Here is a 15,371-nt window from a genome sequence, read left to right as displayed (position 1 = left end):
ATGAACAAGGCCATCACAGTCATTGTCTGGTTGCTTGTGTCGCTTTGCGTTCTGGCCATCATCACGATGCCGGTCAGCCTGCAAACGCATCTTGTGGCGACCGCGATCTCCCTCATCCTGCTGGCGACGATCAAGAGCTTCAACGGGCAGGGCGCCTGGCGGCTGGTGGCGCTGGGTTTCGGCACGGCCATCGTTCTGCGTTATGTCTACTGGCGCACAACGAGCACGCTGCCGCCCGTCAACCAGCTTGAGAACTTCATTCCCGGCTTTCTGCTTTACCTGGCGGAAATGTACAGCGTTGTGATGCTGGGCCTCAGCCTTGTCATCGTGTCCATGCCGCTGCCGTCGCGCAAGACGCGGCCCGGTTCGCCCGACTATCGGCCGACGGTCGACGTCTTCGTGCCGAGCTATAATGAAGACGCGGAACTTCTTGCCAATACGCTGGCGGCGGCCAAGAACATGGATTATCCGGCCGACCGTTTCACCGTCTGGCTGCTGGACGATGGCGGCTCGGTGCAGAAGCGCAATGCCGCCAATATCGTCGAGGCGCAGGCGGCGCAGCGCCGCCACGAGGAGCTGAAGAAGCTCTGTGAAGATCTCGACGTGCGTTACCTGACACGCGAGCGCAACGTCCACGCCAAGGCCGGCAACCTCAATAACGGTCTCGCCCACTCGACCGGCGAACTCGTGACTGTGTTCGACGCCGATCACGCGCCTGCCCGTGACTTCCTTCTGGAAACGGTCGGCTATTTCGACGAAGACCCCCGGCTCTTCCTGGTGCAGACGCCGCATTTCTTCGTCAATCCAGACCCTATCGAGCGCAACCTGCGCACCTTCGAGACGATGCCGAGCGAAAACGAGATGTTTTACGGCATTATCCAGCGCGGTCTCGACAAATGGAACGGTGCCTTCTTCTGTGGTTCGGCTGCCGTGCTGCGGCGGGAGGCGCTTCAGGATAGCGATGGTTTCAGCGGTGTCAGCATCACCGAGGATTGTGAAACGGCACTGGCGCTGCATTCGCGCGGCTGGAACAGTGTCTATGTCGACAAGCCTCTGATCGCCGGTCTGCAGCCGGCTACCTTCGCAAGCTTCATCGGCCAGCGCAGCCGCTGGGCGCAGGGCATGATGCAGATCCTGATTTTCCGCCAGCCATTGTTCAAGCGTGGTCTCTCGTTTACGCAGCGTCTGTGCTACATGTCGTCGACGCTGTTCTGGCTGTTCCCATTCCCGCGGACGATCTTCCTGTTCGCGCCACTGTTCTATCTATTCTTCGATCTGCAGATTTTCGTGGCTTCGGGCGGTGAGTTCCTTGCCTACACGGCAGCCTATATGCTCGTGAATCTGATGATGCAGAACTATCTCTACGGCAGTTTCCGATGGCCGTGGATTTCGGAACTTTACGAATATGTGCAGACCGTTCACCTGCTGCCCGCTGTGGTTTCGGTGATCTTCAATCCCGGCAAGCCCACCTTCAAAGTGACGGCGAAGGATGAATCCATCGCCGAGGCGCGGCTTTCGGAAATCAGCCGGCCGTTCTTCGTCATTTTCGCGCTGCTGTTGGTGGCTATGGCCTTTGCCGTATGGCGCATCTACAGCGAGCCCTACAAGGCGGATGTCACGCTCGTGGTCGGAGGCTGGAACCTGCTGAACCTCATCTTTGCGGGCTGCGCGCTCGGTGTCGTCTCGGAGCGCGGCGACAAGTCCGCGTCGCGGCGCATCACGGTCAAGCGCCGCTGCGAGGTTCAGCTTGGGGGCAGCGATACCTGGGTTCCGGCTTCCATCGACAACGTGTCGGTGCACGGCCTGCTGATCAATATTTTCGACAGTGCCACAAACATCGAAAAAGGCGCGACGGCCATCGTGAAGGTCAAGCCGCATAGCGAGGGCGTGCCTGAAACGATGCCTTTGAATGTGGTGCGAACGGTAAGGGGCGAAGGTTTCGTCTCCATCGGCTGCACCTTCTCGCCGCAGCGCGCCGTCGATCACCGTCTGATCGCCGACCTGATCTTTGCCAATTCCGAACAATGGAGCGAATTTCAGCGCGTGCGCCGCAAGAACCCCGGGCTCATCCGCGGCACGGCGATATTCCTCGCGATCGCGCTCTTTCAGACGCAGCGGGGCCTTTATTATCTCGTCCGCGCGCGTCGGCCCGCTCCGAAAAGCGCCAAGCCTGTCGGAGCCGTGAAATGATCGGCTGCAAACCCATAAGGGGTTCTCTGACAGTATTGATATGCGCGGTTGCCGCGGGTGCGATGGCGCAGTCCTCGCCCTTCGATATGACGCCTGAAAGGCCGGCGCAGACGTCACCCGCACCGGCGCCGCCCGCCATTCCGCCTGTCGCGCCGCCGCCGCAACCGCCTGTACAGGTGCCCACTCCGACACCGGGCCAGCCCTCGGCTCCGCCGCCCTTTGCGGTCCAGCCCGCGCCGCAACGCCCGGCCGCTGCGCCATTGCCGCCCGCTTTGGTTCCTCCACGGCAGGAAGGTGCAAGACCGGTTCCAGCTCCGGCCTCGTCGCTTAATGCGGACAGCCGGCGCCGGTATATCCTGCCCTATGAAAAGCTCAGCCTTTCCGGTGAGATTGATCGCCGGCAATGGAGCATCTATCTGACGCCGGAGCAGGCGAATGCCGCCGTTTCACTCAATATCGGCTATCAGAATGCAATCGTGGTCGCGCCGGAAAGCTCGAATTTTCAGGTGAGCCTGAACAATGTCGCGCTGGATGCGGCGCGGATCGAAGCACCTGACAGCGAAGGCAATGTCGCCCTGAAGATACCGCCCGGCGTCTTGCAGGTCGGCTCAAATGTCGTGACGCTCGGTGTGCAGCAACGCCACAGAACCGATTGCACGATCCAGTCCACCTACGATCTGTGGACCGATGTGAACCCTGCGAACACCTATATCGGCTTTAATTCGGATGTCGCCGGCAGCTTTGCCAATATCGACGACATTCAGGCAACCGGGCCTGATGGCAAGGCGATGACGTCGATCGAGATCGTTGCACCTGCGCTCGGCAATCCGGCATTTGCGGATTCTCTCCTGCGTCTTTCACAGGCGCTGGCGCTCAGAACCCAGATGCCGAACCAGACGATCCGTTTCGTTACCGCCCCTTCCACCGAGCGCAAGGCGGGCACGCTGACGGTTTTCGTCGGTACGGCTCGCGAGATTGCCGGTGTGGCTGGAGCGCTGCCGCCCGAGGCATCGGCGGGAGCCTTTGCTGGTTTTGGCAACGCCGGCCCCGGCAATTCCTCGCCGCTTTTTGTCACCGGCCCCACCCCGCAGGCGGTGCAGGCGGCAATCGAGACGCTGTTTTCCTCGATATCGCGCACGCCCGGTGCCCAGAGAACGACGTTTTCGACCCGCAGCTGGCATGCGCCGGATGTGCCACTTGTCATGTCGGACCGCCGTATCGCGCTTTCCGAACTTGGTCTGCAAAGCACCGAATTTAGCGGTCGGCGTTTCCGCACTGAATTTTATGTCGGCATGCCCGCCGATTTTTACGCGTCTGCCTATGGCGAGGCATCTCTTCTGCTTGATGCAGCCTATTCTTCGCAGGTCTTGCCCGGCAGCCATGTCGATATCTACGTCAATGATCAGATCGCCTCGACCGTGCCGATATCCAACAATGGCGGCGGCATTTTCCGGCACCTGCCGATCAAAGTGACGATGCGTCATTTCAAGCCAGGGCCGAACAAGGTGACCCTCGAGGCGGTGCTGATGACGGCACAGGATCAGGCCTGTGCCCCCGGCGCACCCGCCAGCGCGACCCCGCGTTTTGCCCTGTTCGACACCTCGGAAATTCATATTCCTAACTACGCGCAGATCGGCCGCAAGCCGGATCTCGCCGCGATGGCGGGTGCCGGCCAGCCTTACCGGACCGGCGGGCCGGTTGCCTTGTCGCTCGACCGTTTCGACACCGATACCATGTCGGTGGCAGCCACTTTGATCAGCCGGCTTGCGAGCGTGGCGGGACATCCGATTGATATCGAGACCGTTGCCTCGCCGCTGGTGATCGGTGATCGCGATGCCCTCTTTGTCGGCACGATCTCGCAATTTCCGCAGGCGCTGATCAGCCAATTCAATCTCGTTCCGTCCAGCCAGATATCCTGGAAAATGGGAACCGGCGTGCAGGTCCCAGCCCAAAACAGCGACACCCTGTTCAACGACTGGCGGGAGCGGGTGGATGGCGGCATCTGGGAGGGCCAGGTCTCCTCCTTCGAGGAGTGGATGAAGCGGAATTTCGATCTGAGCTCGGATACGCTGCGCTTCCTGCCGGCGGCTGAACAGCCCTATGCGCCGCCCGGCAATGTCTCCTTCATGCTGGCACAGGGCCTCAGCCCCTCCGGCGAGGGGGTATGGACACTGGCGACCGCGCCGACTTCAGCGGAACTTCTAGATGGCATGCAGGCTATGACGCGGGAAAACCGCTGGCGCGACGTCACCGGGCGTGTCGCCGCTTACGATGCCGCAGCCGAAAAGATCGAAACGGTGGAAGTGGAACGGCCTAATCTTTATGCCACCCGGGCATTTTCACTCTCGAACTGGAGGCTGATCGCCGCCAACTGGCTGTCTTCCAACGTTCTTTCCTATTCGCTGGCATTCATTGGTTTTGTGTCGCTGCTCGGTTTTGCCACCTTCGTAATGCTGCGCATGATGGGGCGGCATCGATGAAGAGCGGGATTTCGAAAATTGCCGGTATTGTCTGCCTGTCGGCCATGATGCTGTTTGCCGGCCTCTCCCTCAGCCGCGCGGCTTCGATCCCGACGGACGCATGGGCTGCCTATAAGGGCGCGTTTCTCGATCCCGGTGGCCGGATCATCGATACCGGCAACAGCAATATCAGCCACAGCGAAGGGCAGGGCTATGGCATGTGGCTCGCCGTGCTTGCCGACAACCTGTCCGACTTCGAGCTGATCTGGAGCTTCACCCGCACCGAATTGCTGGTGCGCGATGACGGGCTTTCCGCCTGGAAATGGGATCCGCGCACCAGACCGCATGTCACCGACATCAATAATGCGACGGATGGCGACATCCTGATCGCCTATGCGCTGGCGCTGGCGGCCGGGCAGTGGAACCGGCAGGATTATGCCGAAGCATCGGCGGCCATCGCCTCCGTCATCCTCAAAAAGACCGTGGTGCAGCGTGGCGGGCGCACGCTGCTTCTGCCGGCCGCCAGCGGTTTTGGCGAGGGCGATCGGGCCGATGGGCCGGTGGTCAATCCGTCCTATCTGATTTTCGAAGCCTTTCCGGTGCTCAATCTCGTCGCGCCGTCGCCGCTCTGGAAAGCGGTGGCAGATGATGGGGTGGCGCAGATCGGCGCCTTCGCCTTCAGTGACAGAAAACTGCCCGCCGACTGGGTATCGGTGAAGACGAAGCCGCAGCCGGCATCGGGATTTCAGCCGGAATTCGGATATAATGCGGTGCGCATACCGCTTTATCTTGCAAGGGCGAATATGGGCGCGCCCGAGCTGCTTTCCCGGCTGAAAGACGGCATGACGCTGGAAAGCGGTGCTGCCGGCACCTTCGATCTGAAGAGCGGCGCGGTGAAGGACGTGCTGTCCGATGCCGGTTATCGCATCATACCGGCGCTTGCCGCCTGCATCGCCGGTGGTCCCGCCGTTTCCGCCGAACTTAAAAATTTCCAGCCAACACTTTATTATCCTTCCACATTGCATCTTCTGGCATTGTCGTTTCTGGCAAGGAATAACGGGGAATGCCGATGAATAAGCCACTGTCGACCTCGGCTCTCATCCTGCTTCTGATTGCGCTTGCTGCCTTCCACTGGCGCGATAACATTCTCGGACGGGTGTCGGACGTGCATACATCGGCGGTCGGCGATAACCGGGCGACACCGCGCATTTCACCGGCGGCCAATCCGGCGCAGATCAGTGCTTTCGTCAAAAATCGTGAGATGGCGCAGGCAACGACGCCCGTCACGACACCGCCGGTCACCGTTCCGGCAAGCGATCCGCTACCGGTGATGCAGGCTGGCGGGCAGGCGCCGCAAATGCAGACGGCACAGGCCCCGCGAACGCCGCAGCCCGCCTCGGCCGATATGCCGGAAGTCGATCTCAGCGCGCTGCGCTATTTTGCAGCCCGTGGGGATACCCAGCGGCTTCAGGCCGAAATCGCGCGTCTTCGCACGCTTTATCCCAACTGGACGCCGCCGGCCGATCCTCTCGCCATTCCCGAAAACGGCGATCCCAAGCTCGACGCCATGTGGCAGCTTTATACCGATGGCCGTTATGCCGAAGTGCGCAAGGCGATTGCCGATCGCCAGCAGGCCGAACCCGGCTGGCAACCACCCGACAATCTCATTGGCATGCTCTCGCTTGCCGAAGCCCGCCAGCGGCTCGTCAATGCGTCCGATCTCAAGCAATATTCGGCGGTCGTGGATACCGCCGCGAACAATCCCGCCCTGCTGACCTGCGGCGAGGTCGATGTCCTGTGGCGGGTCGCCGATGCCTTCGCCAATAGCGACCGGATGGGACGGGCGCGCGACGCTTATCTTTACATCCTCAACAATTGCACGGCCGCCAGCGACAGGCTCGCGACGGTGCAGAAGGCATCCGCGCTTTTGCCGGCGGAGATGATGGGCGAGTTGCTGGCCAAGGAAAAACCGGGTGCCGACGGTCAGCTGGAATTCGAGCCGGTCAAGAACGATCTCGCCCGACAGTTCGTGGCAAAGGCCGGAGAAAAACCGAAAGAGGGCGAAAAGGAAGGCGTCACCGTTCCTTCCGCCTATCTGATGCGGCTTGAAAGACTTGCCGAGACCGACAAGCTTGCAAGTGACGCCCTGCTGCTCGGCTGGTACAACATCCGCCAGAAGAACATGGCAGAAGCGGAAAAGTGGTTCCGCAAGACGCGTGAGGAAGAAGACAGCGCTTCGGCCTCGCAGGGTCTGGCGCTGGCGCTGATCGACCGTAATGAGCCGCGCGAGGCCGAAGACGTCATGTATAAATGGCGCACGTCATCAGATGATGCGCTTGCGACCTATCTTGCCGCCACGGCCAATCTTCTGGCCCTGCAGCCACCGGTCGTTCTGCCGCCTGACGTGCTGCAGCGCATTGCCGGGGAAACGGTGGCGCGCAAGGATGCGGCCACCGCGCAGCAATTCGGCTGGTATTCGCTTGCTTTCCGGCAGACACCGCTTGCTTTGCAATGGTTCAGCACGGCCCTTGGCTGGAAACCCGATGATGAGCCGTCGGCCTATGGCATGGCCGTCAGTTATCACGATCTGCGTAATCTGGCCGGTCTGCGTGGCATACAGCAGCAATGGGCGAGCCGCTCTCAACGTATTGCCGATGTTGGCACGGCGCGGATGGTGGATCAGTCCGGGCAGATTGTTGCCCCCGTGAGCACACCGCCCCTTACCCAACAGATGACGGCGCCCGCGCCGACCTATGCGCCGCAGGGCGGAACGGCGATGGTCTATGACCAGCCTGTCGTCCAGCAGCAGCCCGAACCTTCGCGCAAGCAGGCGCGCCGGCCGGTGCAGGCGCAAAGGGAAACCAGCGCCGCCTCCCGTCCACGCTCCTGCGCGGCCTATCCCGACCCACAGCGTCTGCCGCCGCAACAGGCGCTCGATCTCGGCTGGTGCCTGATGGAAACGAACCGTCCGGCAGAGGCTCTGAAAGCTTTCGAATCCGCGATTGAAGGCGGCCAGTCGACGGTGAAAAGCGACGCGGCCTATGGCCAGAGCCTTGCTTATCTGCGCATGGGGCTGACGGACCATGCAGCCGTCTCGGCAACGAAATCGCGCATGGATCGCCCGCGTGCGACCGAATTGCAGGTCTCGATCCTGGCCGACAGGGCGGTCTCCGCCTTCCAGTCGAAACGGTATTCGGAAACGCTTCTGCTGCTCGACCAGCGGGCGCGGTTGGCAGACGAGCGAACGGACCTGATGGTGCTGCGTGGCTATTCCTATCTTGCCATGCGCCGGTATGGCGAGGCGGCCCAGATTTTCGAAAGCCTGACAGCCATCGGGAATCAGGACGGCATCAAGGGGCTGGCGGCCGTGCGCTCGGCCCGACCGAGCAACGGCCCTCAGGGCGGTGGCTGACAGCGGGCGGAAGGCTCGTCGTCGCTATTCCACGTCTGTAAGATTGCGGATGATGCGCATGAAGATGCGTGCGCCGATGCCGATCAACGTGTCCGGAAAGTCATAATCGGGATTGTGCAGGTTGGGGTAATCTCTGCCGGCGCCGAGAAAGAACATGGCTGACGACGAGACGGCGCGGAAACGGCCGAAATCTTCGGAGGCCCGCATGGGCAGAGCCTCCGAATTGTAGGGAATTTTCTCCTCGTCGAGTGCCCGCCTTATGTGCGCGACCGCCTCTGGCGCATTTTCGCAATGCAGGAAAATATCGTCATAGGCGATGTCGAGCGTCAGTTGCTGCTCGCCTGCCACCTTCTTCGCCAGTGATTCCGCAGCTGTGCAGAGCTTTTCCATCCGGTCGTCGGTCAAGGTTCTGAGCGTTGCCCAGATTTCCGCATCGGCTGGGGAAATACCGAAGGCGGCCTCGCCCATCACGGCATGGGTGATCGTCACCATCGAAAAATCGGGCTCGGGCGGGAAGCCGGAACCGAGTTCGGCCAGAGCCGGCATCATCAGGGATATCGCCTGCATTGGCGAAACGCCGTGCTCCGGTGAAGAGGCATGCGCCGTCTTTCCCGAAAGGCGGATCTTGATGCCGCGCGATGCGCAATTGACCGGGCCTTCCAGCACACTGACATGGCCGAGCGGCAGACCGGGCAGATTATGCAGCGAAAAGGAATAATCAGGTTTTATCTCGTGAAAGCGCGGGTCGGCAAGAACGGCGGCGGCACCTGCGCCGGTTTCCTCGGCTGGCTGGTAGAGAAGGATGACGCGACCGGTTTGCGGCCTTTGCCTGGAGAGGCCGAGCGCCAGTGCCGTCAGGATGGTGGAGTGGCCATCATGACCGCAAAGATGGCCCTTGCCGTCGGTGCGGGAGCGATAATCGGCCTCGCTCTTCTCATGAATGGGCAGGGCATCGAGTTCCGAGCGGATCAGGATCGCCGGGCCGCTTTTACCGCTGTCATAGACCGCCGCCACGCCATGGCCGCCAAGATCGGCGAGAAGCCGGTCGGGTTTTGTCTGCGCAAGGAAAGTGCGGATGCGCCGAGCGGTCTCCTTTTCCTCCCCGGAAATTTCCGGATGGCGGTGCAGATCATGGCGAAGCTCGACGAGATCGAGCATGTCCTTGTTGGTCAGAAACATCTGATATCCTTGCAAGTCGGCAGGCTTGGTTTTTCTGCCGCAACTTACAGGGCGATGTCTTTAATGCAAAACCTTTGGCGGATGCCAGCGCTTGCCCGTCGTTTTCGGTTTGGCGGCAAGCTTGATGACATCGGGCGGTAGCGGAACCGTGGTCTTTGCCTTTTCCAGCCGTGCAAGGGCGGCGCGGGCTTTTTCGGCATATTCCAGATGCGCCGCATCGTCGGAATGATAGTGTTGCAGCCTTTCGAGGATTTCCGCCGCCTCCATCTGTCGTTCGGCGGCAATCAGCGCTACCGCGCATTTGTAAAGTGCTTCCCGGTGGAACGGCGCGCGGTTGGTTACCTGGCGGAAGGCCTCGGATGCCTCGTGATAATGCTGTTGCGCAAGCCGCGTTTCGCCGATGCGCAACCAAAGGACGACGGGTTCGTGGCCTGCTGCGATGAGGCTGAGAAAGGCGATCTCGGCTTCCCGGAACTCACCGCGGTCGAAGGCGAGGTTGGCAAGCCCGAACTGCGCGCCGAGATGATCCGGCGCTGCGGAAAGAACCTGCCCGAAGGCAATGCTCGCCTCGCTTTTCTTACCGCTCTTGTAGAGTTTCAGGGCCTGTTCGTAAACGAAACGGACGCTGCGCGGGTGGAGCGTGCCGCCGAGATTGTCGCCAGAGCGGGTGCGGAACAGGGTGCAACTCAGCTTGTGCTCTTCCGGGCCGAAGAAATATTTATAGGGCTCGTTGCCGCGCAGGAAATCATAGGTCTTAAAACCCTGCTCGATCGCCCTGCGGATGCAGTGCCCATGCAGCACGAGGCCGGGGGACGGCGTCTTCCAGTCCTCGTCGCGGCCGGTAATGTAGAACAGGACCGATTTTTTCTGCCGGTCGATGATGTTGGCAAGCGCCCCAAGCGGCTGGTCGCCGAACCACAGCACCGGCACTTCCAGATCGCCACGCAGCCAGACATCCATCAACATCTGCCGCGTCGCGCCGATCAGGAGTTCGGTGCGCTCCTTGCCCTTGTGCGGCGCCCAGCGAACGCGCCAGAAATCGAACAGGATGTCCATCTCCCGCTTGAGAGTGTCCCTGGTTGCGAAGGTGATGCGGTATTCGTCGCCACCCTCCACCTTTCGCAGGAAGCGCCGGAGCTTCTGCCGCGTCTGGCTGCTCATATGGCTTTCGAGATAAGCGTCGAACGTCTCGGGCAAACTCACGACCGGGCAGATGCAATTGTTGATGTTGTAGGGGTTGGTCGGCATGCTGTCGCGGAACATGACGAGTGGACCCTGAAGCGCCTGGATCATCGCGTCGCGCCTTTCCGGCCCGCCGCAGAGATAGTCGAGCTTCAGCTCGGTCCAGTTCTGCTGGCGTATATAGGAGCAGAAACCGGCAATGGCGTGGTTCTCATAGTCCGGCCGGGAGATGAAGCCGGTGTAATCCGCCGCCGCATTGCCGGCCATGACGATGCTGTCGTGAAAGCGGCCGGTCTTCTTGTCCGGCTCGGTGACGAGGCGCAAGGGGAAAAACGCCACGTAAGGCGAGCCTTCCGTGCGCTCGCGCAGCGCCAGGATGAACCAGCGTTTGCGGCGCGGCATGTAATCCCGAAGCCAGCCCCAGGAAAGGAAATGCCGGGCATGGGGATCGGCCATGAACACCGCGTCCCAGTTTTCCCGGATAGCCTCGAAGCCGGCATCCGTGTCGATGATATCGATGCGCATTCTTGCCCCTCCCAACACTGATCACACATTCGGGAGGCTTCATTTTATGGGTAAACGGCTGGCTTCAAATATTCCCTTCGGGTGAAAGCCCTGCATCAAATGGGATTAGCCCATTGCCCTTAGCCGATTGCCGCGCCGCGACAAAAAAGACCTTGTCAGCCGGTTGCAGCACTCTAACATGCAAGGCTGAATGCGTGTCCGGCTCAACGGATCGCATGGCACGGGAGTTCTCATATGGCTGTTCCTTTCATGCTTCTGACCGGCGCCAGCCGCGGAATAGGGCACGCCACCGTCAAGCTGTTTCAGGAGAAGGGCTGGAGGATTCTCACCGTTTCGCGGCAGCCCTTTTCCGAGGAATGCCGGTGGCCATCTGCGCGCGAGAGCCATATCCAGGCCGATCTTGAGGACTTGTCGCGGATTGATGATCTGGCAGACGAGGTGCGTTCGCGCCTGCCTGAAGGCAAGCTTGCCGCCCTCGTCAACAATGCCGGTATTTCGCCAAAGGGCGAAGGCGGCAGCCGTCTTGGCGTGGTGGACACCACGGCCGACATCTGGACGCGGGTGATGAATGTCAATCTCATCTCAACCGCGCTGCTTGCCCGTGCGCTGCTGCCGGAACTGGAAGTCGCCAAAGGCTCGATCGTCAACGTCACCTCCATCGTCGGGTCGCGGGTCCACCCATTTGCGGGCGTTGCCTATGCCGCTTCCAAGGCGGCGCTTGCAGCGCTGACGCGCGAACTGGCGCATGAATTCGGACCGCGTGGCGTACGCGCCAACGCCATCGCGCCGGGTGAAATCAACACCGCCATCCTGTCGCCCGGAACGGCTGAACTGGTGGATGCGCAGGTGCCGCTCGGCCGCCTCGGCACGACGACAGAGGTGGCGCAGACCATCTATTTCCTGTGCTCGGAACAGTCGAGCTACATCAACGGCGCTGAAATTCACATCAATGGCGGCCAGCACGTCTGACGCCTGAAGCCCTTCAACCGAAACGGAGCCCTTACCGATGACCATCCTGCCCAATTCCGTCGAGGCACGCGATATCGCCTATCAGATGCACCCGAACGTCAACCTGCGCAAATTCGAAAAGACCGGCGGTCTGGTGATCGAAAGCGGCGAGGGCATCTATGTGACCGACAGCAGCGGCAAGCGCTACATCGAGGCGATGGCGGGCCTATGGTCGGTGGCGCTCGGTTTTGGCGAACAGCGGCTGGTGGATGCGGCAACGAAGCAGATGCAGAAGCTGCCCTATTACCACACCTTCTCCTACAAGACCCATGGCCCGTCCGTTGATCTCGCCGAACTGCTGATCGAGCTTTCACCGGTGCCGATGTCCAAGGTGCACTTCACCTCCTCCGGCTCCGAGGCCAACGACCTCGTTGCCAAGATGGTCTGGTATCGCTCGAATGCGCTCGGCAAAAAGGACAAGAAGAAGATTATCGGCCGCATCAAGGGCTATCATGGCGTGACGATCGCATCCGCCTCCATCACCGGCCTGCCGCGCAATCATGAGAGCTTCGACCTGCCGCTGGACCGCATGCTGCACACCGCCTGCCCCTCCTATGTCCATTTCGGAAAGGATGGGGAAAGCGAGGCGGAATTTACCGCGCGTATCCTCGGTGAATTGGAAGAGCTGATCCTGCGCGAAGGTCCCGAGACCGTCGCTGCCTTCTGGGGCGAGCCGGTCATGGGTGCCGGTGGGGTTCTGTTGCCGCCGGAAGGGTATTGGGAAGGCGTGCAGGCGATCCTGAAGAAATACGACATCCTGCTTGTCGTGGATGAGGTAATCTGCGGTTTTGGCCGCACCGGCAAGATGTTTGCCTGCGAGACCTATGACATCAAGCCCGACGTGCTTGTCGTCTCCAAGCAGATTTCGTCGTCCTACATGCCGCTTTCGGCAATCATCATGAACGACAGTTTCTACCAGCCGATTGCCGATGAATCAGATCGTATCGGCTCCTTTGGCCATGGCTACACCGCCTCCGGCCACCCTGTCGCGACCGCGGTGGGCCTCGAAAACCTGAAGATCATTCAGGAGCGCGATCTGGTCGGCAATGTCGCCCGGCTGGAGGGTAAATTCCTCGATCATCTGAAGGCGCTTGCCGATCACCCGCTCATCCATTCCTCGCGTGGCATCGGCCTTCTCGGTGCGCTGGAGGTAAAACCTTGGGATGGCACGAAACCGGGCGATACGACGCTGGCGCTGGCCGCGGCTATCGAAAGTGAAGGTGTCATCACTCGACCGATCGGTGAATCGATCTGCTTCTGCCCGCCGCTGATCATCACGGCCGAGCAGCTGGATGAGCTGTTTGCCGGCGTCAAGCGCGGTCTTGATAACGCGCTGGCTGCAAGGGGCTGAGGAGTTGGGGATCGCATCGGCCGGTATCCGGCCGATGCCTTCTATCCGCGATACGCCACGAGCACCGCGCCGCAGGCAATCAGCACGATGCCGAGCCAGTTGGGCAGCGACAGTCTTTCTCCCAGAAACAGCACCGCAAAGACGGCGACGAAGACGACACTGAGCTTGTCGATGGGCGCGACACGGGCGGCATCGCCGATCTTTAGTGCCCGGAAATAACATATCCATGACGCGCCGGTCGCCAGACCCGAAAGCACGAGGAATAGCCAGGTCCGCCCCGAGATGGTGGAGGGCTGCTGCCAGTTGCCGGTGACATAAACCATCAGGCCCGCGGCGGCGAGAATGACGATGGTGCGGATGAAGGTGGCAAAATCGGAATTGACGTTTTCGATGCCGATCTTGGCGAAAATGGCGGTCAGCGCCGCAAAGGCCGCCGATAAAAGCGCCCAGAATTGCCAGGCGAGAAACAGGTTCTTCATGCGGTTGCTCCGTCCATCGTATTGCGCCCTGTCTGGCTCTACAGCATCGCCGGGCCGATAAAAACCGTTTTCGTTCAGGGCCGGAACGATGAAAGGCCGACGCATCCACAGGATACGCCGGCCTTCATGCGGGCCTGTCCGGACGAACCGGAACAGGCAGGACCTTGGGAGGTCGTATTATTCGGCGGGCTGCACCGATGCCGGCAGGGCGTCCACATCGGCAATGCTGGTGAATTCTTCCTTGCCGCTGAGGACGCGCGCGAGCTGCTCCTGGTCGAGTTCGCCTTCCCAGCGGGCGACGACGATGGTGGCGACAGCATTGCCGACGAAGTTGGTGAGCGCGCGGCATTCCGACATGAAGCGGTCGATGCCGAGGATCAGCGCCATGCCGGCGACCGGAACCGAAGGCACGACCGAGAGGGTTGCGGCCAGCGTGATGAAGCCAGCGCCAGTGATGCCGGCAGCGCCCTTGGAGGAGAGCATGGCCACAAGCAGCAGCAGGATCTGTTCGCCAAAGGACAGGTGGATACCGGTTGCCTGCGCGATGAAGAGGGCGGCCAGCGTCATGTAGATGTTGGTGCCATCAAGGTTGAAGGAGTAACCGGTGGGGATGACGAGGCCGACGACGGAGCGCTTGCAGCCAGCCTTTTCCATCTTGCTCATCAGGCCCGGCAGGGCTGCTTCCGATGAAGAGGTGCCGAGAACCAGCAGCAGCTCTTCTTTGATGTAGCGGATCAGCGCGACGATGGAGAAGCCGTTATAACGGCAGACCGCGCCGAGAACCACGAACACGAAGAGCGCGGACGTGATGTAGAAGGTGCCGATCAGCATGGCGAGATTGGTGACGGAGGAAATGCCGTATTTGCCGATGGTAAATGCCATGGCACCGAAAGCGCCGATGGGGGCGGCCTTCATCAGGATCGCGACCAGCTTGAAGATCGGGTACATCATGGCATGCATGAAATCGGTGACGGGCTTGCCCTTTTCGCCGACGATGCCGAGTGCGATGCCGAACAGCACGGAGAAGAACAGCACCTGCAGGATATCACCGCTGGCAAACGCACCGACGATGGTGGTCGGAATGATGTTCATCAGGAAGCCGGTGATGGTCTGCTCATGGGCCTTGTCGGCATAGGTCGCGACAGCCTTGGCATCCAGGGTCGCCGGATCGATGTTCATCCCGGCGCCCGGCTGCACGGTGTTGGCAACGATCAGGCCGACGATGAGCGCGAGCGTGGAGAAGACCAGGAAGTAGATCATGGCCTTACCGGCCACGCGGCCAACCTTCTTCATGTCGTTCATGCCGGCAATGCCGGTTGCGACGGTGAGGAAGATGACGGGAGCGATGATCATCTTGACGAGGCGGATGAAGCCGTCGCCGAGCGGCTTCAGCTGTTCGCCGAAGGTCGGGTAAAAATGGCCGAGTGCGATACCGGCGATGATGGCCACCAGAACCTGAAAATACAGGTGCTTGTAGAATGGCTGCTTGGCGTGGCCTGCGGCCACGGCTGTGCTGTCGATCATGTTTTTTCCTCCTCGGCCTCACCCTGCCTTTATTGGCCTCCCGGGATCGCCGTGTCGTTGAC

The 15,371-nt window shown here is 61.0% G+C and carries 10 protein-coding genes; 6 read left to right on the top strand and 4 right to left on the bottom strand.

The window, feature by feature from the left end; translation table 11 throughout:
- Genes bcsA through ATU_RS15270 form a run of 4 tightly spaced genes read left to right on the top strand, consistent with a single transcriptional unit; the run spans window position 1 to window position 8,061 of the window.
- Window positions 1-2,190: a UDP-forming cellulose synthase catalytic subunit gene (gene bcsA / locus ATU_RS15285; protein WP_010972931.1), complete on the top strand. Its 2,190-nt coding sequence runs from the start codon at window positions 1-3 to the stop codon at window positions 2,188-2,190.
- On the top strand, window positions 2,187-4,670 hold the full coding sequence (locus tag ATU_RS15280; RefSeq protein ID WP_010972930.1) for a cellulose biosynthesis cyclic di-GMP-binding regulatory protein BcsB: 2,484 nt from the start codon (window positions 2,187-2,189) through the stop codon (window positions 4,668-4,670). Before bcsA ends, ATU_RS15280 begins: the two co-directional genes overlap by 4 nt.
- Window positions 4,667-5,722: a family 8 glycosyl hydrolase gene (locus ATU_RS15275; protein WP_010972929.1), complete on the top strand. Its 1,056-nt coding sequence runs from the start codon at window positions 4,667-4,669 to the stop codon at window positions 5,720-5,722. The genes ATU_RS15280 and ATU_RS15275 overlap by 4 nt, the downstream gene beginning before the upstream one ends.
- Window positions 5,713-8,061, top strand: a complete 2,349-nt coding sequence (locus ATU_RS15270) for a cellulose synthase (protein ID WP_035257393.1) — start codon at window positions 5,713-5,715, stop codon at window positions 8,059-8,061. Before ATU_RS15275 ends, ATU_RS15270 begins: the two co-directional genes overlap by 10 nt.
- Before the next feature lie 24 nt (window positions 8,062-8,085).
- Here the strand turns inward: ATU_RS15270 and ATU_RS15265 are convergent, their stop codons facing one another.
- A complete protein-coding gene (locus ATU_RS15265) occupies window positions 8,086-9,240 on the bottom strand; it encodes an amidohydrolase (RefSeq protein WP_010972927.1) in 1,155 nt (384 codons plus the stop codon).
- Window positions 9,241-9,300: 60 nt separating this feature from the next.
- The gene (locus ATU_RS15260; protein WP_010972926.1) at window positions 9,301-10,947 is read right to left on the bottom strand and encodes a GNAT family N-acetyltransferase; all 1,647 of its coding nucleotides are present in this window, start codon (window positions 10,945-10,947) and stop codon (window positions 9,301-9,303) included.
- 234 nt (window positions 10,948-11,181) lie between these two features.
- On the opposite strand from ATU_RS15260, the gene ATU_RS15255 reads away from it, so the two are divergent.
- Together ATU_RS15255 and ATU_RS15250 are read left to right on the top strand one after the other, a co-directional pair.
- On the top strand, window positions 11,182-11,916 hold the full coding sequence (locus tag ATU_RS15255; protein WP_035257397.1) for an SDR family NAD(P)-dependent oxidoreductase: 735 nt from the start codon (window positions 11,182-11,184) through the stop codon (window positions 11,914-11,916).
- Window positions 11,917-11,953: 37 nt separating this feature from the next.
- Entirely contained in the window at window positions 11,954-13,306 is a 1,353-nt protein-coding gene (locus ATU_RS15250; RefSeq protein WP_010972924.1) for an aspartate aminotransferase family protein, read from the top strand.
- A gap of 41 nt (window positions 13,307-13,347) precedes the next feature.
- Here ATU_RS15250 and ATU_RS15245 read toward each other — a convergent pair whose 3' ends face one another.
- Both ATU_RS15245 and ATU_RS15240 read right to left on the bottom strand, forming a co-directional pair.
- Window positions 13,348-13,785, bottom strand: a complete 438-nt coding sequence (locus ATU_RS15245) for an EamA family transporter (protein WP_010972923.1) — start codon at window positions 13,783-13,785, stop codon at window positions 13,348-13,350.
- 177 nt (window positions 13,786-13,962) lie between these two features.
- The gene (locus ATU_RS15240; protein ID WP_006315269.1) at window positions 13,963-15,309 is read right to left on the bottom strand and encodes a dicarboxylate/amino acid:cation symporter; all 1,347 of its coding nucleotides are present in this window, start codon (window positions 15,307-15,309) and stop codon (window positions 13,963-13,965) included.
- Between the last annotated feature and the right edge of the window lie 62 nt (window positions 15,310-15,371).

This window comes from Agrobacterium fabrum str. C58 (assembly GCF_000092025.1).
Lineage (GTDB): Bacteria > Pseudomonadota > Alphaproteobacteria > Rhizobiales > Rhizobiaceae > Agrobacterium > Agrobacterium fabrum.
Note: the sequence above shows the minus strand (reverse complement) of the source record. Positions and strands in the feature narration are given on the sequence as shown.

What these genes read in the sequence shown, in the direction of transcription:
- ATU_RS15265 (WP_010972927.1), bottom strand. Translation starts at nt 9,240, where the DNA reads ATGTTTCTGACCAACAAGGACATGCTCGATCTCGTCGAGCTTCGCCAT.
- ATU_RS15270 (WP_035257393.1), top strand. Translation starts at nt 5,713, where the DNA reads ATGCCGATGAATAAGCCACTGTCGACCTCGGCTCTCATCCTGCTTCTG.
- ATU_RS15280 (WP_010972930.1), top strand. Translation starts at nt 2,187, where the DNA reads ATGATCGGCTGCAAACCCATAAGGGGTTCTCTGACAGTATTGATATGC.
- ATU_RS15260 (WP_010972926.1), bottom strand. Translation starts at nt 10,947, where the DNA reads ATGCGCATCGATATCATCGACACGGATGCCGGCTTCGAGGCTATCCGG.
- ATU_RS15250 (WP_010972924.1), top strand. Translation starts at nt 11,954, where the DNA reads ATGACCATCCTGCCCAATTCCGTCGAGGCACGCGATATCGCCTATCAG.
- ATU_RS15255 (WP_035257397.1), top strand. Translation starts at nt 11,182, where the DNA reads ATGGCTGTTCCTTTCATGCTTCTGACCGGCGCCAGCCGCGGAATAGGG.
- ATU_RS15240 (WP_006315269.1), bottom strand. Translation starts at nt 15,309, where the DNA reads ATGATCGACAGCACAGCCGTGGCCGCAGGCCACGCCAAGCAGCCATTC.
- bcsA (WP_010972931.1), top strand. Translation starts at nt 1, where the DNA reads ATGAACAAGGCCATCACAGTCATTGTCTGGTTGCTTGTGTCGCTTTGC.
- ATU_RS15245 (WP_010972923.1), bottom strand. Translation starts at nt 13,785, where the DNA reads ATGAAGAACCTGTTTCTCGCCTGGCAATTCTGGGCGCTTTTATCGGCG.
- ATU_RS15275 (WP_010972929.1), top strand. Translation starts at nt 4,667, where the DNA reads ATGAAGAGCGGGATTTCGAAAATTGCCGGTATTGTCTGCCTGTCGGCC.